Source organism: Citrobacter sp. W9, from assembly GCF_026719375.1.
Taxonomy (GTDB): Bacteria; Pseudomonadota; Gammaproteobacteria; order Enterobacterales; family Enterobacteriaceae; genus Citrobacter; species Citrobacter werkmanii.
In genome coordinates, this window is record NZ_JAPPTE010000001.1 from 761,190 (window position 1) to 785,867 (window position 24,678).

Genomic DNA, 24,678 nt, shown 5'->3' on the forward strand with positions numbered 1-24,678 from the left:
CTGTTGTCCGTTTTAGCATCGGGCAGGAAAAGCCTGAAACCTGGAGAGCCGTTTTTGAGCCAGGAATACACTGAAGACAAAGACGTCACATTGACGAAGTTAAGCAGCGGGCGCCGACTTCTGGAAGCGCTACTGATCCTTATTGCCCTTTTTGCCGTCTGGTTGATGGCTGCCTTACTCAGCTTTAACCCTTCGGATCCCAGTTGGTCGCAAACCGCATGGCATGAACCTATCCATAACCTGGGAGGCATTCCCGGTGCATGGCTGGCGGACACGCTGTTCTTTATTTTTGGCGTCATGGCCTACACCATTCCGGTCATTATTGTCGGCGGCTGCTGGTTTGCCTGGCGACACCAGGCCAGCGACGAATACGTCGATTATTTTGCTGTTTCATTGCGCATTATTGGCGTTCTGGCCCTGATCCTCACCTCCTGCGGGCTGGCCGCAATTAACGCCGATGACATCTGGTATTTCGCCTCAGGCGGGGTGATTGGCAGCCTGCTCAGCACTACGCTGCAGCCATTACTGCACAGTAGCGGCGGTACGCTTACGCTTTTGTGCATCTGGGCTGCGGGATTAACGCTGTTTACCGGCTGGTCATGGGTGAGCATTGCGGAAAAACTGGGTGGCTGGTTACTTAATATCCTGACGTTTGCCAGCAACCGTACCCGCCGCGACGATACCTGGGTCGATGACGAAGAATATGAAGATGAAGAAGAGTTTGTCGACGCCGCTGATGGTAAACCCCATGAATCGCGTCGGGCTCGAATTCTGCGCGGTGCGTTAGCGCGCCGTAAACGCCTGGCTGAGAAATTTACCAATCCGCTGGGCCGTCATACTGATGCTGCGCTGTTCTCCGGCAAACGCATGGATGATGAAGACGACATTGAATACAGCGCCCGTGGCGTGGTCGCCGATCCGAACGATGTGCTGTTTTCCGGTAATCGGGCAACATTGCCTGAATACGACGAACTCGATCCACTGCTGAACGGTCATTCGGTGACAGAGCCGGTAGCTGCCGCAGCAGCAGCCACAACGGCATCTCAGGCCTGGAGCGCGCCGGTTGATCCGCTGTTGCAAACGTCGCCAGTTACCAGCACCGTTATGGAACAATCGACGCCAGCCGTTGCCTGGCAATCCGCGCCTGGCCCGCAAACCGGTGGTGCGGTGATTGCGCCTGCGCCTGAAGGTTATCCGCAGTTAGCCGAATATGCTCAGCCTGCGGTGCAGCAGCCGTATGAGCCATGGCAACAGCCGGTTGCACGGGAGAATCCTCAGCCGGAATATTACGCACCGCAAACGTCTGAACCGGTGTATGCGCAACCCGCCGCGCCGCAGCCGCAGGAATTCACCGCGCAGCAAAACTGGCAGCAGGAACCTGTTTATCAGCCGGAGCCTGAGCCGCAACCGGTCTATCAGCAGGAGCCTGGCTTCCAACAACCTTCCGCGTTCCAGCAACCGGTGGTTGAACAACCTTCTGTAGTGGAACCTGAGCCAGTTGTTGAGGAGACGAAACCCTCTCGTCCACCGCTCTACTATTTTGAAGAAGTCGAAGAGAAACGAGCGCGCGAGCGTGAGCAGTTGGCCGCCTGGTATCAGCCTATTCCAGAACCCGCTCAGGAGCCTGAGCGTGTTAAGCCGTCTATGCCATCTATGCCGACGGCTGCCTCCATTCCGCCCGTTGAGTCTGTTGCTGCCGTTGCGCCGCTGGCTGCCGGGGTGAAAAGCGCCGCTTCTGGGGCAAGTGCCGCTGCCGCAGCACCTGTGTTTAGCCTTGCGGGTAGCGGTGCGCCGCGTCCGCAGGTGAAAGAAGGGATTGGCCCGCAACTGCCGCGCCCGAATCGTGTGCGCGTGCCTACTCGTCGGGAGTTAGCATCGTATGGCATAAAACTGCCGTCACAGCGTATGGCTGAAGAGAAAGCTCGCGAAGAGCAGCTTGATACCAATGCGTACAGCGATGATGAAATTGATGCAATGCAGCAGGATGAGCTGGCACGTCAGTTTGCCCAGTCTCAGCAGCACCGTTATGGCGATGATTATCAGGACGATACCCATCAGACTGATGACGAAGATTTGGCCGCAGAAGCGGAACTGGCTCGCCAGTTTGCCTCGTCCCAGCAGCAGCGCTATTCCGGCGAACAGCCTGCCGGGGCCAATCCGTTCTCGCTTGATGACTTTGAATTTTCGCCAATGAAAACGCTGGTGGATGACGGTCCGCATGAGCCGCTGTTTACGCCAGGCGTGATGCCAGAGCCTGCGCCGCAGCACCAGGAACCAGTCGCACCGCAGCAGCATTATCAGCAGCCGGCACAGCCTGCCGCACCGCAGCAGCATTACCAGCAGCCGGCACAGCCTGTCGCTCCGCAGCAGCATTACCAGCAGCCAGCACAGCCTGTTACACCGCCGCCGCAGGATAGCCTGATCCATCCACTCTTGATGCGTAACGGCGACAGCCGTCCGGTTCAACGTCCGAGTACGCCGCTGCCATCGTTAGATCTGCTCACGCCGCCGCCGAGTGAAGTTGAGCCGATTGATACTTTTGCACTGGAACAAATGGCGCGTCTGGTTGAAGCGCGTCTGGCGGACTTCCGTATTAAAGCTGATGTAGTGAACTACTCTCCAGGGCCGGTCATTACCCGTTTTGAACTAAACCTGGCACCAGGGGTTAAAGCGGCGCGCATTTCCAACCTGTCACGAGATCTGGCGCGTTCGTTGTCGACCGCTGCGGTCCGCGTGGTCGAGGTCATTCCTGGCAAACCGTATGTCGGACTGGAATTACCGAATAAAAAACGTCAAACCGTTTATCTGCGCGAAGTGTTAGATAACGCGAAATTCCGTGATAACTCGTCCCCGTTGACTGTGGTGCTGGGTAAAGATATTGCGGGCGAACCGGTTGTTGCCGATCTGGCGAAAATGCCGCACCTGCTGGTGGCAGGGACTACCGGTTCCGGTAAGTCTGTTGGGGTGAACGCCATGATCCTCAGCATGCTGTATAAGGCGCAGCCAGAAGACGTTCGCTTTATCATGATTGACCCTAAAATGCTGGAGCTGTCGGTTTATGAAGGCATTCCGCATCTGCTGACTGAAGTTGTGACCGACATGAAAGATGCTGCCAACGCTTTGCGCTGGAGCGTCAATGAAATGGAACGTCGCTACAAACTGATGTCGGCGCTCGGCGTACGTAACCTTGCCGGTTATAACGAGAAAATCGCCGAAGCAGCTCGTATGGGACGTCCGATCCCTGACCCGTACTGGAAGCCGGGCGACAGCATGGACGTTCAGCATCCAGTGCTGGAAAAACTGCCGTATATCGTTGTTCTGGTGGATGAATTCGCCGATCTGATGATGACCGTAGGTAAGAAAGTGGAAGAACTGATTGCACGTCTGGCGCAAAAAGCGCGTGCGGCAGGGATCCACCTGGTGCTGGCAACCCAGCGACCATCCGTTGACGTCATTACCGGTCTGATTAAAGCGAATATCCCGACGCGTATTGCCTTTACCGTGTCCAGCAAAATTGACTCGCGTACTATCCTTGATCAGGGCGGCGCGGAATCGCTGCTGGGGATGGGCGATATGCTCTATTCGGCGCCGAACTCGACGATTCCTGTGCGTGTACACGGTGCCTTTGTTCGTGACGAAGAAGTTCATGCGGTGGTTCAGGACTGGAAAGCGCGCGGGCGCCCGCAATATGTTGATGGCATTACCTCAGACAGCGAAAGCGAAGGTGGCGCTGGCGGCTTTGATGGTGGCGAAGAGTTAGATCCGTTGTTCGATCAGGCGGTGAACTTTGTTACCCAAAAACGCAAAGCTTCCATCTCCGGTGTTCAACGACAGTTCCGTATCGGCTACAACCGAGCGGCGCGCATCATCGAACAGATGGAAGCGCAGGGAATTGTCAGTGAGCAAGGGCATAATGGTAATCGTGAAGTGTTGGCTCCGCCGCCCTTCGATTGATTGCAAAGTTAAGTAATTCAGTATTATCTACTTTCCTCATGCTGTTTTTTGGCCTGAAATGGATAGCAGAGGGATCTCCCCGTTGGGAGTGACGTATTTTGAGGAATAACGATGAAAAGAATCGCAATCACCTGTGCATTACTGTCGAGCTTTGTAGTGAGCAGCGTCTGGGCTGATGCTGCCAGCGACCTGAAAAGCCGCCTGGATAAAGTCAGTAGCTTCCATGCCAGCTTTACGCAAAAGGTTACGGACGGTAGCGGTGCGGCAGTGCAGGAGGGGCAGGGTGATTTATGGGTTAAACGTCCTAATCTGTTTAACTGGCACATGACGCAGCCTGACGAGAGCATCCTGGTCTCCGATGGTAAAACGCTGTGGTTCTTTAACCCGTTTGTTGAACAAGCTACTGCAACCTGGCTGAAAGACGCCACCGGCAACACGCCGTTCATGTTGATTGCGCGTAACCAGGCCAGCGACTGGCAGCAGTACAACATTAAGCAAAACGGCGATGATTTCGTGCTGACGCCGAAAACCAGCAACGGTAACCTGAAACAGTTTACGATCAATGTTGGGCGTGACGGGACGATCCATCAGTTTAGCGCCGTTGAGCAAGACGATCAGCGCAGCAGCTATCAACTGAAATCGCAGCAGAATGGCGCGATTGAACCATCTAAATTCACCTTTACCCCGCCACAAGGTGTAACGGTTGACGATCAACGTAAGTAGAGGCGTGTGAGTGAGCAATCTGTCGCTCGACTTTTCTGATAATACCTTTCAGCCACTGGCCGCGCGTATGCGGCCAGAAAATTTAGCGCAGTATATCGGCCAGCAGCATCTGCTGGCTACCGGTAAGCCTTTGCCCCGCGCCATTGAGGCCGGGCACCTGCACTCTATGATTTTATGGGGACCGCCGGGAACGGGTAAAACCACCCTTGCTGAAGTTATTGCCCGTTACGCTAACGCCGATGTTGAACGAATTTCGGCGGTCACCTCTGGCGTAAAAGAAATTCGTGAAGCGATTGAGCGTGCGCGTCAGAACCGTAACGCTGGCCGACGCACAATACTGTTTGTGGACGAAGTCCATCGATTTAATAAAAGCCAGCAGGATGCGTTTTTACCGCATATTGAAGACGGTACAATTACGTTTATTGGCGCTACCACCGAAAACCCCTCGTTTGAATTGAATTCGGCGCTGCTGTCGCGGGCACGCGTTTATTTGCTGAAATCGTTAACCACCGACGATATTGAACAGGTGCTTGACCAGGCGATGTCAGACAAAGCGCGTGGCTATGGCGATCAGGATATTGTTCTGCCACAAGAGACGCGTCGGGCGATTGCTGAACTGGTTAATGGTGATGCGCGGCGGGCGCTGAATACGCTGGAAATGATGGCCGATATGGCCGAAGTTGATGATTCCGGCAAGCGCGTATTGAAAGCGGAATTACTGACCGAAATTGCCGGTGAACGCAGCGCGCGCTTTGATAATAAAGGCGATCGCTTTTACGATCTCATCTCCGCCTTACACAAGTCGGTACGTGGTAGCGCGCCGGATGCGGCGCTCTACTGGTATGCGCGAATCATTACCGCTGGTGGCGATCCGCTGTACGTTGCCCGTCGCTGCCTGGCGATTGCCTCTGAAGATGTGGGCAACGCAGATCCTCGTGCTATGCAGGTGGCGATTTCCGCGTGGGATTGTTTCACTCGCGTGGGACCCGCGGAAGGCGAGCGGGCAATCGCTCAGGCGATCGTCTATCTGGCCTGTGCGCCGAAGAGTAACGCGGTTTACACCGCCTTTAAAGCCGCGCTGGCCGACGCCCGTGAACGTCCGGATTACGACGTTCCCGTTCACCTGCGCAATGCGCCGACTAAGCTGATGAAAGAGATGGGCTACGGTCAGGAGTATCGTTACGCGCATGATGAACCAAATGCCTATGCCGCCGGAGAAGAGTACTTCCCCCAGGAAATGGCACAAACGCGCTATTATCGCCCCACAAACAGAGGTCTTGAAGGCAAGATTGGCGAAAAGCTCGCCTGGCTCGCCGGACAGGATCAAAATAGCCCTATAAAACGCTACCGTTAGTGTTATCGTTGCGGTAATGTTGTCTCTGTATCCCTGTGACCGCAGGCTGTGGTCACTTTTCCCATTTTAATTCGATAAGCACAGGATAAGCATGCTCGATCCCAATCTGCTGCGTAATGAGCCAGACGCAGTCGCAGAAAAACTGGCAAGCCGGGGCTTTAAGCTGGATGTAGATAAGCTGCGCGCTCTTGAAGAGCGTCGTAAAGTTCTGCAGGTACAAACTGAAAACCTGCAGGCAGAGCGTAACTCTCGATCGAAATCCATTGGCCAGGCAAAAGCGCGCGGGGAAGATATCGAGTCTTTACGTCTGGAAGTGAACAAACTGGGCGAAGAGCTGGATGCCGCGAAAGCTGAACTTGATACCTTACAGGCCGAGATCCGCGACATTGCGCTGACCATTCCTAACCTGCCAGCGGATGAAGTTCCGGTGGGTAAAGATGAAAATGACAACGTCGAAGTCAGCCGCTGGGGTACACCGCGTGAGTTTGATTTCGAAGTGCGCGATCATGTTACCCTGGGTGAAATGCACACGGGTCTTGATTTCGCCGCTGCGGTGAAGCTTACCGGCTCTCGTTTCGTGGTCATGAAAGGGCAGATCGCACGTATGCATCGTGCGCTGTCTCAGTTCATGCTGGATCTGCATACCGAACAGCATGGTTACAGCGAAAACTATGTTCCGTATCTGGTTAACCATGACACGCTGTACGGTACCGGGCAACTGCCGAAATTCGCTGGCGATCTGTTCCATACCCGTCCGCTGGACGAAGAAGCTGACAGCAGCAACTACGCGCTGATCCCAACGGCCGAAGTTCCGCTGACTAACCTGGTGCGTGACGAAATCATTGACGAAGATGCGCTGCCGATCAAAATGACCGCGCATACGCCGTGCTTCCGTTCTGAAGCAGGCTCTTACGGTCGTGATACCCGTGGTCTGATCCGTATGCACCAGTTCGATAAAGTTGAGATGGTGCAGATTGTTCGTCCTGAAGATTCAATGGACGCACTGGAAGAGATGACCGGCCACGCCGAGAAGGTTCTTCAACTGCTGGGTCTGCCGTACCGTAAGATCATTTTGTGCACAGGCGACATGGGCTTCGGCGCATGCAAAACCTACGATCTGGAAGTGTGGATCCCAGCGCAGAATACCTATCGCGAAATCTCATCCTGCTCCAACGTGTGGGATTTCCAGGCGCGTCGCATGCAAGCGCGTTGCCGCAGCAAATCCGACAAAAAGACCCGTCTGGTGCATACCCTGAACGGTTCCGGTCTGGCAGTTGGACGTACGCTGGTGGCGGTAATGGAAAACTATCAGCAGGCAGATGGCCGCATTCAGGTTCCGGAAGTATTACGTCCGTACATGAATGGCCTGGAATTCATCGGCTAACCTATCTTTCTATGCTAAAAAGCGCCTCAGGGCGCTTTTTTTATGCCCGTTTGACGTCGGACAATAACCCTTACCTACATAGGAGTAATACTGCCTTCGAATGAAAGTCAGTATCTACCAGTCTGTATAGTGATACTAGCGATATATAAAAATATATACAACGATTATTTATTTTTTGTTTATTGTGAGCAGCAGAGTGAGCCCCTATGAAAACTAAGATCCCCGATGCCGTGCTGGCAGCTGAGGTTAGTCGCCGCGGTTTGGTAAAAACGACGGCGATAGGCGGGCTGGCGGTGGCCAGTAGCGCGTTTACCCTGCCATTTACCCGTATTGCAAACGCTGCAGAAGCCATTAATCCCACGCAGCGCAATGAGAAAGTCATCTGGAGCGCGTGTACGGTGAACTGCGGTAGCCGCTGTCCACTGCGGATGCATGTGGTAGATGGTGAAATAAAATATGTCGAAACCGACAACACAGGTGATGATAACTATGACGGCCTGCACCAGGTGCGTGCTTGTCTGCGTGGTCGCTCCATGCGTCGTCGCGTTTATAATCCCGATCGTCTGAAATACCCGATGAAACGTGTTGGTAAGCGCGGCGAAGGTAAATTTGAGCGCATCAGTTGGGATGAGGCGTACGAGATTATTGCCAGCAACATGCAGCGTCTGATTAAAGACTATGGTAACGAATCTATCTATCTGAACTACGGCACCGGCACGCTGGGTGGCACCCTGACACGCTCCTGGCCGCCGGGTAAAACCCTGGTGGCACGTCTGATGAACTGCTGTGGTGGGTACCTGAATCACTACGGGGACTACTCTTCGGCACAAATCGCTGCCGGGTTGAACTACACCTACGGCGGCTGGGCCGACGGTAACAGCCCGTCCGATATAGAAAACAGCAAGCTGGTGGTGCTGTTCGGTAATAACCCTGGTGAAACCCGTATGAGCGGGGGCGGGGTAACCTACTACCTTGAACAGGCGCGCCAGAAATCCAATGCCCGGATGATTATTATCGATCCCCGATATACCGACACCGGCGCGGGGCGTGAAGATGAATGGATCCCGATCCGTCCTGGTACAGATGCGGCGCTGGTTAATGGTCTGGCGTATGTTCTGATCACCGAAAACCTGGTGGACCAGGCGTTCCTCGACAAATACTGCGTGGGTTACGACGAGAAAACCTTACCGGCCGACGCGCCGAAGAATGGCCACTATAAGGCGTATATTCTTGGGCAGGGGACAGACGGTATTGCCAAGACCCCGGAATGGGCGGCGCAGATTACCGGTATTCCCGCTGACCGTATCATCAAACTGGCGCGTGAAATTGGCAGCGCTAAACCGGCATACATCAGCCAGGGTTGGGGGCCGCAGCGTCATGCTAACGGTGAAATAGCGACCCGCGCTATTTCTATGCTGGCCATTCTGACCGGTAATGTTGGTATCAACGGCGGCAACAGCGGTGCGCGTGAGGGGTCATACAGTCTGCCGTTTGAGCGTATGCCTACGCTGGAAAACCCTGTTGAAACCAGCATCTCAATGTTTATGTGGACGGACGCTATTGAGCGTGGCCCGGAGATGACGGCGCTGCGTGACGGCGTTCGCGGCAAAGATAAGCTTGATGTTCCGATTAAAATGATCTGGAACTATGCTGGTAACTGCCTGATTAACCAGCACTCTGATATTAACCGTACGCACGAAATCCTGCAGGATGAGAAAAAGTGCGAGATGATCGTGGTCATCGACTGCCATATGACCTCCTCGGCGAAATATGCGGATATTTTGCTGCCAGACTGTACCGCTTCCGAACAGATGGACTTCGCGCTGGATGCGTCCTGCGGAAACATGTCCTATGTGATTTTCACCGATCAGGCGATCAAACCACGTTTCGAATGCAAGACTATCTACCAGATGACCAGCGAGCTGGCGAAACGCCTTGGCGTCGAGCAGCAGTTTACCGAAGGTCGTACTCAGGAAGAGTGGATGCGTCATCTGTATGAGCAGTCGCGTAAAGCCATTCCTGAACTGCCTGGGTTTGAAGAGTTCCGCAAACAAGGCATCTTTAAGCAGCGAGATCCTGAAGGGCACCACGTGGCGTACAAAGCGTTCCGTGAGGATCCCAAAGCCAATCCGCTCACCACGCCGTCGGGTAAGATCGAAATTTATTCGCAGCAGCTTGCCGAGATCGCGGCAACCTGGGAACTGCCGGAAGGGGATGTGATCGATCCATTGCCGATTTATACCCCTGGCTTTGAAAGTTTAGACGATCCGCTGGTAGAGAAATTCCCGCTGCAACTGACCGGCTTCCACTACAAATCTCGCGTTCACTCGACCTATGGCAACGTAGATGTTCTGAAAGCATCCTGCCGCCAGGAAATGTGGATCAATCCGTTGGATGCGCAGCGACGTGGCATTAACAACGGCGACAAGGTACGCATCTTTAACGATCGTGGCGAGGTGCATATCGAAGCGAAAGTGACGCCGCGTATGATGCCCGGCGTGGTGGCATTAGGCGAAGGGGCCTGGTACGAGCCGGACACGAAGCGTGTGGATCAGGGCGGCTGTATTAACGTCCTGACGACTCAGCGTCCTTCTCCTCTCGCGAAGGGGAATCCGTCACATACGAACCTTGTTCAGGTTGAAAAGGTGTAAGGAGTAACCGATGACAACCCAGTATGGATTTTTTATTGATTCCAGCCGTTGCACCGGTTGCAAAACCTGCGAACTGGCCTGCAAAGACTTCAAAAATTTAACCCCGGATGTCAGTTTCCGCCGCATTTACGAGTACGCGGGTGGCGACTGGCAAGAAGACAATGGCGTCTGGCATCAAAACGTCTTTGCCTATTACCTCTCTATTGCCTGTAACCACTGTGAAGACCCGGCCTGCACCAAGGTGTGTCCGAGCGGCGCGATGCACAAACGTGAAGATGGCTTTGTCGTCGTGGATGAAGATGTGTGCATTGGCTGTCGGTATTGCCACATGGCCTGTCCTTACGGTGCGCCCCAGTACAATGCTGAAAAAGGACATATGACCAAATGCGATGGCTGCCATGAGCGCGTCGCTGAAGGTAAGAAACCTATCTGCGTTGAGTCCTGCCCACTGCGAGCGCTGGATTTCGGTCCGATTGACGAACTGCGCAAAAAACACGGTACTCTGGCCGCGGTTGCGCCACTACCGGGCGCGCACTTCACCAAACCGAGCATTGTTATCAAACCTAACGCCAATAGCCGCCCGACCGGGGATACCACGGGTTATCTGGCCAATCCGAAGGAGGTGTAAGATGGGAAGTGGATGGCATGAATGGCCGCTGATGATCTTCACGGTCTTCGGACAGTGTGTGGTTGGTGGCTTTATCGTTCTGGCGTTGGCGTTAATGAAAGGGGACTTACGTCCTGAATCACAGCAGCGGGTAATCGCCTGCATGTTCGGGCTGTGGGTACTGATGGGTATTGGCTTTATTGCTTCTATGCTCCATCTGGGCTCGCCGATGCGTGCCTTTAACTCGCTCAATCGCGTAGGCGCTTCTGCGCTGAGCAATGAAATCGCCAGTGGTTCAGTGTTCTTTGCCATTGGCGGCATCGGCTGGCTGCTGGCGATGTTGAAAAAAATGCCGCCCGCACTACGCAATCTGTGGTTAGTTGTCACCATGGTGCTGGGCGTCGTTTTTGTCTGGATGATGGTACGTGTGTATAACACCATTGATACCGTGCCGACCTGGTACAGCGTCTGGACGCCGCTGGGTTTCTTCCTGACGCTGTTTATGGGCGGTCCGCTGCTGGGATATCTGCTATTGAGAATTGCCGGTATTGACGGTTGGGCGATGCGTCTGCTGCCTGCCATTTCGGTTCTTGCTCTGGTCATAAGCGCCATTATGTCTGTAATGCAGGGGGCCGAACTGGCGACGATCCACAGTTCGATTCAACAGGCGTCTGCGCTGGTTCCGGATTATGGCTCACTGATGGCCTGGCGGATCGTGGCACTGGCGTTAGCGTTGTGCTGCTGGATTGTACCGCAAGTCAAAGGTTACCAACCCGCAATACCACTGCTTTCCGTCGCGTTTATTCTGTTGATAGTCGGCGAGCTGATTGGTCGTGGCGTGTTCTATGGCCTGCATATGACTGTCGGTATGGCGGTTGCAAGCTAATTCATAATATGCCGGATGGCGGCTCGTGCCTTCTCCGGCCTACAGATCCGTAGGCCTTAACGCGCGCGCCATCAGGCATTATGTTACGCCAGGTTATTCCCCGGTTTTTTATTTCTGTTTCGTTAACGTGTCGTAGCTGGTCATCAGATTGCGATAATCCGGAATGTGATTAGAGAACAACGTCGCCAGCCCTTCGATATCGTTACGCCAGTCACGGTGTAGTTCACACGCGACGCCGAACCATGTCATCAATTGCGCGCCAGCCTGCGACATCCGATCCCATGCTGAATGGCGGGTGATTTCGTTAAATGTACCTGAAGCATCAGTGACGACAAAAACGTCAAACCCTTCTTCTATCGCGGAGAGCGCAGGGAAGGCGACACAAACTTCCGTCACGACCCCAGCAATGATCAACTGCTTTTTACCAGTCGCTTTCACCGCCTTCACAAAATCTTCGTTATCCCACGCGTTGATGTTTCCCGGGCGAGCAATATAAGGCGCATCGGGGAATTGAGCTTTTAGTTCCGGTACCAGCGGTCCGTTCGGTCCTGTTTCAAAACTGGTGGTCAGAATAGTCGGGAGCTTGAAGTATTTTGCCAGATCACCCAGGGCAAGCACGTTATTCTTGAATTTATCGGGATCGATATCCCGAACCAGAGAGAGCAAGCCAGCCTGATGATCGACCAGCAATACTGCCGCATTATCTTTATCAAGTCTTACGTAAGGTTTAGTCATGATATTTCTCCTGTTCGGCATCGGTGCGGGAAATTTGATGAGTTTAAGTCTGGAGAAAGAACGGTATCCGAACTGGAAATATAAATAAGAACTGACTGTTCTATTTCGAAGACAATACCGCTCTGCATCTCGCATAGAGTTTAGTAAGAAATAAAAGTAAGGGGAGTCCATGAAATTTTTCGACTGAACGTAACGTGAGATTTTTGTTTTAGATCAATAAAAACAAGAAGATGTGTTTTTGTATTTTTTATCTATTCACATTAAGAATCAGTAATACAAATCGATCGTCAGAAAAGCGCCTCAGCCCTTTGATTACGCCGATTGACAATGTTTTTGGCAGTGGCATGATGCGCATGAAATTTGAACTTCCTCACGGTTTTTATTCATGTCCATCTATACCCGTCCCGTCATGCTTCTGCTGTGCGGGCTGCTTCTGTTGACTCTGGCGATCGCCGTGTTAAACACGCTCGTCCCGCTTTGGCTCGCCCATGAAAATCTGCCAACCTGGCAGGTCGGTATGGTGAGCTCGTCCTACTTTACCGGTAATTTGGTAGGGACGTTGCTGACCGGGTATTTAATTAAACGCCTTGGATTTAACCGCAGCTATTACATCGCCTCGTTTATTTTTGCCGCGGGCTGTGTTGGGCTGGGGGTTATGGTTGGATTCTGGAGCTGGATGAGCTGGCGCTTTATTGCCGGCGTTGGCTGCGCCATGATTTGGGTGGTAGTGGAAAGTGCGCTGATGTGCAGCGGGACTTCGCGCAATCGCGGACGTTTGCTTGCCGCCTATATGATGATCTATTACGTGGGGACGTTCTTAGGACAATTGCTGGTCAGTAAGGTATCAACAGAATTGATGAACGTGCTGCCGTGGGTGACGGGAACCATCCTGGCTGGCGTTCTACCGCTGCTCTTTGCGCGCATCGCCAATCAGCAGGGTGATGAACAGCACTCAACCCCTATTGTATCGATGCTGAAGCTGCGACAGGCGCGTCTGGGCGTTAATGGCTGCATTATTTCCGGGATTGTGCTGGGCTCTTTGTACGGCCTGATGCCGCTGTATCTGAACCATCAGGGAGTAAGCAATGCCAGCATTGGTTTCTGGATGGCGGTTCTGGTTAGCGCCGGTATTCTGGGGCAATGGCCGATTGGCCGCCTGGCGGACAAGCTGGGACGCCTGCTGGTCTTACGCGTCCAGGTGTTTGTGGTGATCGTCGGAAGTATTGCTATGCTGAATCAGGCGGCGATGGCCCCTGCATTATTTATGTTGGGTGCGGCAGGTTTTACTCTCTATCCGGTCGCGATGGCCTGGGCCTGTGAAAAGGTGGAACATCATCAACTGGTCGCCATGAATCAGGCTTTGCTATTAAGCTATACCGTTGGCAGTCTGCTTGGCCCTTCGTTTACCGCAATGCTGATGCAGAATTACTCAGATAGCTTGCTGTTTATCATGATTGCCAGCGTATCGTTTATTTATCTACTGATGCTGCGGCGCAAGACGGGCCATACGCCCAATTCTATCGCGCATATTTGACCTGTTTTAACAGAATGCGAACAGGTGTACTTGTTGGCTGGGATTGATTTTCCCGCTGCTGGCGAGAAGAGGGCGTTAAGAAGGCATGAGGTGGGTAACTGGTTTGTTACCCACCTTAAGACTTAATACATCACTTTATGACCATACTGCTCAAGGATGCCTTTCACTCGCTCCATGGTCTCTTTCTTCGGCGGCTTCACACCATCGAGTTTGTACTCTTCGCCCATCGCTACCCATTTGTGTTTGCCCAGTTCGTGGTAAGGTAGCAGCTCGATTTTTTCAACGTTGCCCATATCGCGGGTAAATTCGCCCAGACGGTGCGCGGAGTCGTCATCGTCAGACCAGCCTGGCACTACCACGTAACGGATCCACACTTTAATGTCTTTGTTCGACAGGTAACGAGCAAATTCCAGCGTGCGATGGTTAGACACGCCGACCAGATTCTGGTGGATTTCGTCGTTCATCTGTTTGAGATCGAGCATCACCAGGTCGGTGACTTCCAGCAGTTCATCAATTACCGGATCGTAGCGGCGAACAAAACCGTTGGTGTCCAGGCAGGTGTGAATGCCTTCTTTTTTACAGGCGCGGAACCAGTCACGTACGAACTCAGCCTGCAGGATGGCTTCGCCACCGGATGCCGTCACGCCACCGCCGGAGGCGTTCATAAAGTGGCGATAAGTCACCACCTCTTTCATTAATTCGTCGACAGTGACTTCTTTACCGCCGTGCGTATCCCATGTGTCACGGTTATGGCAATACAGGCAGCGCATCAGGCAGCCCTGGAAGAAGGTAATAAAACGGATGCCCGGGCCGTCTACAGTGCCACAGGATTCAAAGGAGTGAATGCGACCAATAACTGACATTGCGGTGTTTCTCCAGATGTGGCCCATCCGGGGCCTGTGTTAGTGCACAGTTATTAACTGTGTCGAGTCTGTTTTGGCTGCTATCCATAAGTATAGATAGCTGACAAAGCAGGCTATTAAAAAGGCCCCACTTACGTGGAGCCTTTATTGTACGCTTTTTAAAGTACGATTTCAGTCAAAACCAATTACATGGTCTGAGTGAAGGTACGAGTAATAACGTCCTGCTGCTGTTCTTTAGTCAGGGAGTTAAAACGTACAGCGTAGCCAGAAACGCGGATGGTCAGCTGCGGATATTTTTCCGGATGTTCCATCGCATCCAGCAGCATTTCACGGTTCATGACGTTCACGTTCAGGTGCTGACCACCTTCGATGGACGCTTCGTGGTGGAAGTAACCATCCATCAGACCAGCCAGGTTAGTCTTACGAACTTCGTCGTCTTTACCCAGTGCGTTCGGAACGATAGAGAAGGTATAAGAGATACCATCTTTAGCGTAAGCAAACGGCAGTTTAGCTACGGAGGTCAGAGAGGCAACAGCACCTTTCTGGTCACGACCGTGCATTGGGTTAGCACCCGGTCCGAACGGCGCGCCAGCACGACGACCGTCTGGGGTGTTACCCGTTTTCTTACCATAAACCACGTTAGAGGTGATGGTCAGAACAGACTGAGTCGGGATAGCGTTACGGTAAGTAGTCAGTTTCTGAATTTTCTTCATGAAACGTTCTACCAGGTCAACCGCCATGTCATCTACACGAGAGTCGTTGTTACCAAACTGCGGGTATTCGCCTTCGATTTCGAAGTCGATAGCCAGACCGTCTTCGTCACGAATCGGTTTAACTTTCGCATATTTGATTGCAGACAGGGAGTCAGCAGCAACGGACAGACCAGCGATACCACACGCCATGGTGCGGATAACGTCACGGTCGTGCAGCGCCATCAGAGAGGCTTCGTAGCTGTACTTGTCGTGCATGTAGTGGATAACGTTCAGCGCGGTGACGTACTGCTTCGCCAGCCAGTCCATGAAGTGATCCATGCGGTCCATCACTTCGTCGAAGTTCAGAACGTCGCCTTTGATCGGTTCAGATTTAGGACCAACCTGCATTTTCAGTTTTTCATCAACGCCGCCGTTGATTGCGTACAGCATGGTTTTCGCCAGGTTTGCACGCGCACCGAAGAACTGCATTTGTTTACCAACAACCATCGGGCTTACGCAGCAAGCGATAGCGTAGTCGTCGTTGTTGAAGTCCGGACGCATCAGGTCATCGTTCTCGTACTGCAGAGAAGAGGTGTCGATGGACACTTTAGCGGCGAATTTCTTGAAGTTCAGAGGCAGTTTTTCAGACCACAGAACGGTGATGTTCGGCTCCGGAGAAGGACCCATGGTGTACAGGGTGTTCAGGAAGCGGAAGCTGTTTTTGGTAACCAGAGTACGGCCATCAACGCCCATACCACCGATAGATTCAGTTGCCCAAATCGGGTCACCGGAGAACAGTTCATCATATTCCGGAGTACGCAGGAAGCGAACCATACGCAGTTTCATGACCAGGTGGTCAATCATTTCCTGAGCGTCTTGTTCAGTGATTTTGCCTGCTTTGATATCACGTTCGATGTATGCATCCAGGAAGGTGGATACGCGACCGAAGGACATTGCTGCGCCGTTCTGAGATTTAACCGCGGCCAGGTAGCCGAAGTAAGTCCACTGGATAGCTTCCTGAGCGTTGGTAGCCGGACCAGAGATATCGCAGCCATATTTCGCTGCCATTTCTTTGATCTGACCCAGCGCGCGGTGCTGTTCAGCGATTTCTTCACGCAGACGGATAGTCGCTTCCAGGTTTACGCCGTTTTCCAGGTCAGACTGCAGGGAAACAAACTGCGCGTATTTGTCTTTCATCAGGAAGTCGATACCGTACAGCGCAACGCGACGGTAGTCACCGATGATACGGCCACGGCCATACGCATCTGGCAGACCAGTCAGAACACCGGATTTACGGCAGTTCAGAATGTCTTTGGTATAAACATCGAATACGCCCTGGTTGTGGGTTTTACGGTATTCGGTGAAGATTTTTTTCAGCATCGGGTCCAGTTCGCGATTGTACGCTTTGCAGGAACCTTCAACCATTTTGATGCCGCCGAACGGAATGATCGCACGTTTCAGCGGAGCTTCAGTCTGCAGACCAACAATTTTCTCCAGCGCTTTGTTGATGTAACCAGCGTCGTGAGAAGTGATGGTAGAAGCAACGGAGGTGTCAAAGTCAACAGGCGCGTGAGTGCGGTTTTCCTGTTTAACGCCTTCCATTACGCTGTCCCACAGCTTGGTGGTCGCGTCAGTAGCGCCAGCCAGGAAGGACTCGTCACCCTCATACGGAGTGTAGTTTTTCTGAATGAAGTCACGTACGTTTACTTCATTCTGCCAGTCACCTTTGGTAAAACCTTCCCAGGCTGTGGCTAACTTTTCATTAAGCTCGGACATGTAACACCTACCTTCTTAAGTGGATTTTTTATTTACTGCGTGTAATGGGCATCAACAGATTAATGATGATCGTTACCACGCAGGTAAATGACCCAGTATGTCAACCCGACCAACAAACCGCCGCCGATAATATTACCGATCGTAACCGGAATCAGGTTATCGGTGATGAAATTCATCACGGTCAGGTGAGAAAAATTCTCCGGAGAAGAACCGACAGCGGTCCAAAATTCCGGGGTGGCGAAATCGCGTATTACAATACCCATAGGGATCATAAACATGTTTGCGATACTGTGCTCAAAACCGCTGGCAACAAACATTGCGACCGGTAATACCATGATAAACGCTTTGTCCATCAGGCTGCGACCTGAGTAGCTCATCCATACGGCCAGACACACCATCAGGTTAGCCAGGATACCGAGGCTCACCGCTTCAACAAAAGTATGGTGTACTTTGTGGTCGGCTGTTTGCAGGACGTTGAGTCCCCACGCGCCGTTGGCGGTCATATACTCGCCGGAAAGCCACATAAGTAACACGAAGATCAGGGCGCCAATCAGGTTGCCGACATAAACGTTAAGCCAGTTTTTAGCCAACTGTCCCCAGGTAATACGACCACTGGCTTTAGCAACAACAATCAGTACAGTTGAAGTGAAGAGGTCTGCACCGCAGATAACACAAAGGATCAGCCCCAGGGAAAAGCAGATACCACCTATTAATTTTGCCATGCCGAAGGGCATAGTACCGGTACCGGTTGTGGCGGTGATATAGAAAACAAAGGCAATTGAAATGAATACACCGGCAGTAATTGCCAGATAGAACGTCTTAAGCGGATGTTTCGTTGCTTTATAGACGCCTGCTTCTTCGGCAACTTTGGCCATTGCAGCAGGAAGTAAAAGATCAAAAGGGTTGTCAGCTTTCACACTAACTCTCTCTTTATTAAGTCGGCGACGAGATACTAACAAAGCATTATAGATGAGAATTTGATATAGATCATATCTCGCCTGGCTTATAGGCCCGCAAGACGCATGGTTTTTATGCAAATGCGGAGTAACTTATTGATTATCCATGTAAAAATAAATTTTAAAAATTATAAAGTGAGTTGAATTTTTTCTTTCAGCCTCCTGCTGGACAGTTAATTAATATGGAGTAATTGAGATAAAAAGCCACATTAATAAGCTAATTTTTTTAATATCAACTACTAATATTTAACCTTGCTTTTACATTTATTTTTTGATTTGACCAAAATAAAAAACAGGGCGCTTAAAGCGCCCCGTAATATAGCCCAGACAATACATTTAGCCTACTTAACGCAGGCTGTTTGGTACTATTTTGACCAGTGCGCCGCTTTCGCGCGCTGCAGTTTTTCATAGGCTTTCAGCAGAGACTGATGCGCCGGGAACGCGTGCAGATCGCTGTCTACTGGCTGAAGACCATAAAATGCGGCTTCACCACTCAATGCCGCACTTGCCGCTTCAACCGCATCGGCGCCGTACATGCGGACAAACGCGTTCAGATATTGCAGCGGCTGACGCTCCTCTTCCTGCGACAATAGCAGCAGCGTTTGCAGGCAACGGTAGTAGTTTGCACGTTCAGCGCTAAACACGGAGGCGTTGAATTCCATCGTCCATTCTGTCCATACCAGCGCTTGCTCCAGGTCACCGCCGGCCAGCGCCAGCATTACTTTGAGCTCGCCAATGCGCAGGGTATACCAACCGTTATCCGCACCGGTCGCCAGACCAAGCAGTTCGCGTACGCGGGTGAAGTCGTCAAAACCTTCTTCATCCAGTTGTTCGAGCAGATTGAGATAGTCTTCTTTATCCCACTCACTGCCTGGCAGAGAGAGGATCGTTTCGCGCAGATGCGTACCCATTGCGTTGTTGGCTAACCACAGATCTTCAGCCGGGTAGATGTCAGACATCCCCGGAACGATAATGCGGCAGGCGTATACCCCCAGATGTTCGTAGTCGGCGATATACACTTCTTTATCTTCTGCGTTGAAGATGGCCATCAGGGTGGTGAACTCTTCTTCCGTAGTGCCGGAGAAATTCCAGTCAACGAACGGATAATCAGCATCCTGCTTGAACAGATCCCAGGAGATCAGACCGCTGGAATCAATGAAGTGGGTTTCAAGGTTAGTGTGTTCAGCCACTTCTTCATCGTCGAAGGTTGGCGGGGTGAAGACATCAAGATCTTTCAGACCACGACCCTGCAGCAGTTCGGTAACGGTACGCTCCAGCGCAACGCCGAAATCCGGGTGCGCGCCGAAGGACGCAAAGCAGGTACCGTTGGCCGGGTTGAACAGGACAACGCAAATCACTGGGTATTTGCCGCCCAGCGAGCCATCGTAGGCGAAAATCGGGAAACCTTCCGCTTCCAGTGTGGCGATGGACTCCACTACCGCCGGGTAACGCGCCATCACCTCGGCCGGGATTTCCGGTAGGCTGATGCTTTCCGCGATAATGCGGTTCTTCACATAACGTTCAAAGACTTCAGACAGGCCCTGAACGCGCGCTTCGTTAGGCGTGTTACCCGCAGACATACCGTTAGAAACGTACAGATTGCCGATAATATTCATCGGAATATAGACAGTCTGGTTATCAGACTGACGGGTAAACGGCAGGCCGCAGACGCCACGATCTTCATTTCCGGATTGCAGGTCGATAAGCATGCTTCCGGTCAATTCATTTTCTGGATCGTAAAACGCGCGCAGACGCGCATCCAGCAGACCTTCCGGCACGTCATCGTCTTCCGTCAGCGGGAACCATTTTTCGTTCGGATAATGCACGAACGGGCCGTTTGCGATGGTTTCGCCCAGCCAGAAATCCGCAAAGAAGTAGTTCGTAGACAGACGCTCAAAATATTCGCCCAGCGCGGAGGCCAGCGCCGCTTTTTTCGTCGCACCTTTACCGTTGGTAAAGCACAGCGCGCATTCTTTGTCGCGAATATGCACAGACCAAACGTTAGGCACAGGGTTCAACCAGGAGGCTTCTTCAATCTGAAAACCAAGGTCGAGTAATTTTTGCTGGAAGCGAGCGATGGAGTCTTCCAGAGCGGCATCTTTGCCGGGAATAAATGTTTGCGTCATGAAAATCACTTTTGTCGTACGGAAAGCGCGCAATGATACGGGTTTTCAATGAACGGCGCTATCGCCGCCGGAGCCCAGGCGTAAATAAAACTATTGGCTATGCTTTCACACAGTCAACAATGTTAAGAGCACAAAATGAAAGCATTCGATTTACAGCGTATGGCACTGGATAAGGTGCCAATGGAGTTTCTTGGCGAGGTTGCGCTGCGTAGTCTCTATACCTTTATATTGGTTTTTCTGTTTTTAAAGCTTACAGGGCGGCGTGGCGTACGGCAGATGTCGCTTTTTGAAGTGCTGATTATTCTTACGCTGGGCTCAGCGGCGGGCGATGTGGCGTTTTATGACGATGTGCCGATGATTCCGGTGCTGGTGGTTTTTATTACCCTGGCGCTGCTTTATCGTCTTGTCATGTGGCTGATGTCACACAGCGAAAAGCTGGAAGATCTACTGGAAGGTAAGCCAGTGGTCATCATTGAAGACGGTGAATTGTCATGGTCAAAGCTTAATCGCGCCAATATGACGGAATTCGAATTCTTTATGGAGCTGCGTTTGAACGGCGTAGAGCAACTGGGGCAGGTGAAACTCGCTATTCTGGAGACGAATGGGCAGATCAGCGTTTACTTCTTTGCCGATGAAGACGTAAAACCGGGACTCAGCATTCTGCCTAAACATTGTACACAGCGATTTAAGGTGGTGCCTGAAACAGGCGACTATGCATGTGTACGGTGTAGTGAAGTGGTGCAAATGAGCGCGGGGGATCATCAATTATGTCCGCGCTGCGCAAATCCAGAATGGTCGAAGGCCAGTCGGGCAAAACGGGTCACCTGACAGCGAAAATCTCGGTTTTTACCCGTCAATCCGATAGATTCTGTTGTGTGACCTATGACTCATTTTTACCCCGCTCAGTTTTACCCATTGCGGCGCGTGTCACTGAATGATAAAACCGATATCCACAGGAATAACTTATGCCCAATGTCTGTCACAGGATTATCGTCAATGACAGGATGTTGATTGGATAACAACACAACGTGGTGAGGGGAAATGGCTCAGGTCTTCAATTTTAGTTCAGGTCCGGCAATGCTACCGGCGGAAGTACTTAAACTGGCTCAACAGGATCTTCGCGACTGGAACGGTCTTGGCACGTCGGTCATGGAAATTAGCCACCGGGGCAAAGAGTTTATCCAGGTGGCAGAGGAAGCAGAGCAGGATTTTCGCGATCTCCTCAGCATCCCCTCTAACTATAAAGTGTTGTTCTGTCATGGCGGTGGCCGTGGGCAATTCGCCGGTATCCCGTTAAATATTCTCGGTGATAAAACGACAGCGGATTACGTCGATGCCGGTTACTGGGCCGCCAGTGCGATTAAAGAAGCGAAAAAGTACTGCACGCCAAACGTTATCGATGCCAAAGTCACCGTTGACGGTCTGCGCGCTGTTAAGCCAATGAGCGAATGGCAGCTTTCTGACAACGCCGCGTACCTGCACTATTGCCCGAATGAAACCATCGATGGCATTGCGATTGATGAAACGCCGAACTTTGCCAGCAATGTGGTGGTTACGGCGGATCTCTCTTCTACTATCCTCTCCGCGCCGCTTGATGTTAGCCGCTATGGCGTAATCTATGCCGGGGCGCAGAAAAACATTGGTCCCGCCGGACTGACGATTGTTATTGTACGCGAAGATCTGCTGGGTAAAGCGCATGTTTCATGCCCGTCAATCCTTGACTATACCGTGCTGAATGACAACGACTCCATGTTCAACACGCCGCCAACCTTTGCCTGGTATCTGTCTGGCCTGGTCTTTAAGTGGCTCAAAGAGCAGGGCGGTGTTAATGCGATGAATAAAATTAACCAGCAAAAAGCAGAGCTGTTGTATGGCGTGATCGACAACAGCGACTTCTATCGTAACGATGTCGCGAAGTCGAACCGTTCACGTATGAACGTCCCGTTCCAACTGGCTGACAGCGCCCTGGATAAACTCTTCCTGGAGGAGTCTTTCGCTGCGGGTCTGCATGCGCTGAAAGGGCACCGTGTGGTCGGCGGTATGCGTGCGTCTATCTATAATGCGATGCCGCTCGAAGGCGTAAAAGCACTGACCGATTTCATGGTCGATTTCGAACGCCGCCGCGGTTAATCTGCTGTACTTTCATCCCCACAGTCCGCCTGTGGGTTTTTTATATCTGTTTTGAGAGTTGAGTTTCATGGAATCCCTGACGTTACAACCCATTGCGCGGGTGGATGGCACCATCAATCTGCCTGGATCCAAAAGTGTTTCTAACCGCGCTTTGCTGCTGGCCGCATTAGCAAATGGCACCACTGTCCTGACCAACCTGCTGGACAGCGACGATGTCCGTCATATGCTCAATGCACTCAATGCGTTAGGGATTAGCTATACCCTTTCCGCCGATCGCACCCGCTGCGAGATTATCGGCAACGGCGGCGCATTACATGCCGAAAGGGCAGTGGAACTGTTTCTTGGCAATGCCGGAACCGCAATGCGTCCGCTGGCCGCTGCGCTGTGCCTTGGCAGCAATGACATCGTGTTGACAGGCGAGCCGCGCATGAAGGAGCGCCCGATTGGCCATCTGGTTGATGCGCTGCGCCAGGGGGGAGCCAACATTGAGTACCTGGAACAGGAAAACTATCCGCCGCTTCGTTTGCGCGGTGGTTTTAGCGGCGGTCAGGTTGAGGTGGACGGCAGCGTATCCAGCCAGTTCCTCACTGCGCTACTGATGACTGCACCGCTGGCGCCGCAGGATACGACGATCGCCATTAAAGGCGAGCTGGTATCTAAACCTTATATTGATATCACCCTGAATCTGATGAAGACGTTTGGTGTTGAAATTGAGAATCAGAACTACCAGCGCTTTGTCGTGCAGGGGCAGCAGCAGTATCAGTCTCCGGGCGCCTATCTGGTTGAGGGCGATGCTTCTTCTGCTTCATACTTCCTCGCGGCGGGCGCCATTAAAGGCGGCACGGTTAAAGTCACCGGGATTGGCCGCAACAGTATGCAGGGCGATATTCGCTTTGCTGATGTACTGGAGAAAATGGGCGCGACCATTACCTGGGGTGATGATTTTATTGCCTGTACTCACGGCGAACTGAACGCAGTGGATATGGATATGAACCATATTCCCGACGCGGCGATGACTATTGCCACGGCCGCGCTGTTTGCTAAAGGCACCACGACCCTACGCAACATCTACAACTGGCGCGTCAAAGAGACCGACCGTCTGTTTGCGATGGCGACGGAATTACGCAAAGTGGGCGCGGAAGTTGAAGAGGGGCATGACTTCATCCGCATCACACCACCAGCGACGCTGAAGTTTGCGGATATCGCAACCTATAACGATCACCGTATGGCGATGTGTTTCTCGCTGGTGGCGCTGTCTGATACCCCTGTGACCATTCTTGACCCCAAATGTACCGCCAAAACTTTCCCGGATTATTTCGAACAGTTGGCGCGTATTAGTACACCTGCCTGATTTTATTGCCGCACTACCCAGTGCGGCACATTCTGCCATCTCCGATTGTCTATTTCTTCTACACTCAGCTTCAATGATTCTGCATTTTTCACACAAAGATAACGATCGTTGTCGTTGGCGCGTATAATGCGCGGCGTTCACGTTAACGTATGCCCGTTTAAGGAGAAAAAGATGACGGCAATTGCCCCGGTTATTACCATTGATGGCCCAAGCGGTGCAGGTAAAGGCACCTTGTGCAAGGCAATGGCGGAAGCATTGCAGTGGCATCTGTTAGATTCAGGCGCGATCTATCGCGTACTGGCGCTCGCAGCGTTACATCACCATGTCGATGTCACCTCTGAAGATGCTCTGGTACCGCTTGCCTCACACCTGGATGTGCGTTTTATCTCAACGGACGGCAACCTGGAAGTCATTCTGGAAGGTGAAGATGTTAGTGGCGAAATCCGCACTCAGGAAGTGGCGAATGCCGCATCCCAGGTGGCTGCTTTTCCCCGCGTGCGCGAAGCGCTTTTACGTCGTCAACGCGCGTTTCGCGAAGCGCCTGGCCTGATTGCCGACGGACGCGATATGGGAACCGTCGTGTTCCCGGATGCGCCGGTGAAAATTTTTCTGGACGCCTCCTCGCACGAACGTGCGCATAGACGTATGCTACAGTTGCAGGAGAAGGGCTTTAGTGTTAACTTTGAACGCCTTTTGGCCGAGATCGAGGAACGCGATTACCGCGATCGTAACCGTGCTGTAGCGCCGCTGGTTCCCGCTGCTGATGCTTTAGTTTTGGATTCAACCCGATTAAGCATTGAGCAAGTGATTGAAAAAGCGTTACAATATGCGCGCCAAAAACTGGCACTCGCTTAAGTGCGACCGAATTTGCAGTACCCCCGTTGCAATGGACTGACAGCGGGTATGTTAAACAACCCCATCCGGCATGGAGCCAGGTGGACGTTAAATATGAAACC

At 52.3% G+C, this 24,678-nt stretch carries 17 protein-coding genes; 12 read left to right on the forward strand and 5 right to left on the reverse strand.

Annotation, left to right across the window (positions count from 1 at the left end):
- Window positions 1–54 precede the first annotated feature (54 nt).
- The 7 genes from ftsK to OOJ59_RS03605 all read left to right on the forward strand — a co-directional run bounded on the left by ftsK (window position 55) and on the right by OOJ59_RS03605 (window position 11,559).
- A complete protein-coding gene (ftsK, locus tag OOJ59_RS03575; protein WP_193156930.1) occupies window positions 55–3,954 on the forward strand; it encodes a DNA translocase FtsK in 3,900 nt (1,299 codons plus the stop codon).
- Between the two features lie 111 nt (window positions 3,955–4,065).
- On the forward strand, window positions 4,066–4,677 hold the full coding sequence (gene lolA, locus OOJ59_RS03580; RefSeq protein ID WP_085049191.1) for an outer membrane lipoprotein chaperone LolA: 612 nt from the start codon (window positions 4,066–4,068) through the stop codon (window positions 4,675–4,677).
- A gap of 10 nt (window positions 4,678–4,687) precedes the next feature.
- Window positions 4,688–6,031 carry a replication-associated recombination protein RarA gene (gene rarA / locus OOJ59_RS03585; protein ID WP_038639284.1) on the forward strand — a complete coding sequence of 448 codons (1,344 nt, stop codon included), beginning with the start codon at window positions 4,688–4,690 and terminating at the stop codon, window positions 6,029–6,031.
- Window positions 6,032–6,122: 91 nt separating this feature from the next.
- On the forward strand, window positions 6,123–7,415 hold the full coding sequence (gene serS, locus OOJ59_RS03590; RefSeq protein ID WP_003836908.1) for a serine--tRNA ligase: 1,293 nt from the start codon (window positions 6,123–6,125) through the stop codon (window positions 7,413–7,415).
- Between the two features lie 206 nt (window positions 7,416–7,621).
- A complete protein-coding gene (gene dmsA, locus OOJ59_RS03595; RefSeq protein WP_160956332.1) occupies window positions 7,622–10,066 on the forward strand; it encodes a dimethylsulfoxide reductase subunit A in 2,445 nt (814 codons plus the stop codon).
- 10 nt (window positions 10,067–10,076) lie between these two features.
- Window positions 10,077–10,694 (forward strand): DMSO/selenate family reductase complex B subunit, encoded by a 618-nt coding sequence (locus OOJ59_RS03600; protein WP_038639290.1) that lies wholly within the window; start codon window positions 10,077–10,079, stop codon window positions 10,692–10,694.
- A 1-nt stretch (window position 10,695) separates the two neighbouring features.
- Entirely contained in the window at window positions 10,696–11,559 is an 864-nt protein-coding gene (locus OOJ59_RS03605; RefSeq protein WP_038639293.1) for a dimethyl sulfoxide reductase anchor subunit family protein, read from the forward strand.
- A 108-nt stretch (window positions 11,560–11,667) separates the two neighbouring features.
- Here OOJ59_RS03605 and ycaC read toward each other — a convergent pair whose 3' ends face one another.
- Window positions 11,668–12,294 (reverse strand): isochorismate family cysteine hydrolase YcaC, encoded by a 627-nt coding sequence (gene ycaC / locus OOJ59_RS03610; protein WP_016152433.1) that lies wholly within the window; start codon window positions 12,292–12,294, stop codon window positions 11,668–11,670.
- 385 nt (window positions 12,295–12,679) lie between these two features.
- Between ycaC and OOJ59_RS03615 the strand changes: the two genes are divergently transcribed.
- A complete protein-coding gene (locus tag OOJ59_RS03615) occupies window positions 12,680–13,828 on the forward strand; it encodes an MFS transporter (RefSeq protein ID WP_268063334.1) in 1,149 nt (382 codons plus the stop codon).
- A 122-nt stretch (window positions 13,829–13,950) separates the two neighbouring features.
- Here the strand turns inward: OOJ59_RS03615 and pflA are convergent, their stop codons facing one another.
- From pflA to ycaO, 4 genes are all read right to left on the reverse strand, one after another.
- A complete protein-coding gene (gene pflA / locus OOJ59_RS03620) occupies window positions 13,951–14,691 on the reverse strand; it encodes a pyruvate formate lyase 1-activating protein (RefSeq protein ID WP_003035751.1) in 741 nt (246 codons plus the stop codon).
- Between the two features lie 185 nt (window positions 14,692–14,876).
- Window positions 14,877–17,159: a formate C-acetyltransferase gene (gene pflB / locus OOJ59_RS03625; RefSeq protein ID WP_006685273.1), complete on the reverse strand. Its 2,283-nt coding sequence runs from the start codon at window positions 17,157–17,159 to the stop codon at window positions 14,877–14,879.
- A gap of 59 nt (window positions 17,160–17,218) precedes the next feature.
- Window positions 17,219–18,076, reverse strand: coding sequence for a formate transporter FocA (gene focA / locus OOJ59_RS03630; protein WP_032939923.1), 858 nt, complete (start codon window positions 18,074–18,076; stop codon window positions 17,219–17,221).
- A gap of 404 nt (window positions 18,077–18,480) precedes the next feature.
- Complete coding sequence (gene ycaO / locus OOJ59_RS03635) at window positions 18,481–20,241, reverse strand: 30S ribosomal protein S12 methylthiotransferase accessory factor YcaO (RefSeq protein ID WP_160956270.1); 1,761 nt, start codon at window positions 20,239–20,241, stop codon at window positions 18,481–18,483.
- A 135-nt stretch (window positions 20,242–20,376) separates the two neighbouring features.
- Between ycaO and OOJ59_RS03640 the strand changes: the two genes are divergently transcribed.
- The 4 genes from OOJ59_RS03640 (at window position 20,377) to cmk (ending at window position 24,577) form a co-directional block, all read left to right on the forward strand.
- Window positions 20,377–21,069 carry a DUF421 domain-containing protein gene (locus OOJ59_RS03640; RefSeq protein ID WP_038639302.1) on the forward strand — a complete coding sequence of 231 codons (693 nt, stop codon included), beginning with the start codon at window positions 20,377–20,379 and terminating at the stop codon, window positions 21,067–21,069.
- Window positions 21,070–21,282: 213 nt separating this feature from the next.
- Window positions 21,283–22,371: a 3-phosphoserine/phosphohydroxythreonine transaminase gene (gene serC, locus OOJ59_RS03645; RefSeq protein ID WP_061381866.1), complete on the forward strand. Its 1,089-nt coding sequence runs from the start codon at window positions 21,283–21,285 to the stop codon at window positions 22,369–22,371.
- Between the two features lie 67 nt (window positions 22,372–22,438).
- A complete protein-coding gene (aroA, locus tag OOJ59_RS03650) occupies window positions 22,439–23,722 on the forward strand; it encodes a 3-phosphoshikimate 1-carboxyvinyltransferase (RefSeq protein ID WP_085049195.1) in 1,284 nt (427 codons plus the stop codon).
- A 171-nt stretch (window positions 23,723–23,893) separates the two neighbouring features.
- Entirely contained in the window at window positions 23,894–24,577 is a 684-nt protein-coding gene (gene cmk / locus OOJ59_RS03655) for a (d)CMP kinase (protein WP_032939922.1), read from the forward strand.
- Window positions 24,578–24,678: the final 101 nt, after the last annotated feature.

Excerpts from the sequence above, each read along its gene's own strand:
- aroA (WP_085049195.1), top strand. The coding sequence starts at position 22,439 with ATGGAATCCCTGACGTTACAACCCATTGCGCGGGTGGATGGCACCATC.
- lolA (WP_085049191.1), top strand. The coding sequence starts at position 4,066 with ATGAAAAGAATCGCAATCACCTGTGCATTACTGTCGAGCTTTGTAGTG.
- pflA (WP_003035751.1), bottom strand. The coding sequence starts at position 14,691 with ATGTCAGTTATTGGTCGCATTCACTCCTTTGAATCCTGTGGCACTGTA.
- dmsA (WP_160956332.1), top strand. The coding sequence starts at position 7,622 with ATGAAAACTAAGATCCCCGATGCCGTGCTGGCAGCTGAGGTTAGTCGC.
- OOJ59_RS03640 (WP_038639302.1), top strand. The coding sequence starts at position 20,377 with ATGAAAGCATTCGATTTACAGCGTATGGCACTGGATAAGGTGCCAATG.
- ycaO (WP_160956270.1), bottom strand. The coding sequence starts at position 20,241 with ATGACGCAAACATTTATTCCCGGCAAAGATGCCGCTCTGGAAGACTCC.
- serS (WP_003836908.1), top strand. The coding sequence starts at position 6,123 with ATGCTCGATCCCAATCTGCTGCGTAATGAGCCAGACGCAGTCGCAGAA.
- OOJ59_RS03600 (WP_038639290.1), top strand. The coding sequence starts at position 10,077 with ATGACAACCCAGTATGGATTTTTTATTGATTCCAGCCGTTGCACCGGT.
- pflB (WP_006685273.1), bottom strand. The coding sequence starts at position 17,159 with ATGTCCGAGCTTAATGAAAAGTTAGCCACAGCCTGGGAAGGTTTTACC.
- ycaC (WP_016152433.1), bottom strand. The coding sequence starts at position 12,294 with ATGACTAAACCTTACGTAAGACTTGATAAAGATAATGCGGCAGTATTG.
- OOJ59_RS03615 (WP_268063334.1), top strand. The coding sequence starts at position 12,680 with ATGTCCATCTATACCCGTCCCGTCATGCTTCTGCTGTGCGGGCTGCTT.
- serC (WP_061381866.1), top strand. The coding sequence starts at position 21,283 with ATGGCTCAGGTCTTCAATTTTAGTTCAGGTCCGGCAATGCTACCGGCG.
- OOJ59_RS03605 (WP_038639293.1), top strand. The coding sequence starts at position 10,696 with ATGGGAAGTGGATGGCATGAATGGCCGCTGATGATCTTCACGGTCTTC.
- cmk (WP_032939922.1), top strand. The coding sequence starts at position 23,894 with ATGACGGCAATTGCCCCGGTTATTACCATTGATGGCCCAAGCGGTGCA.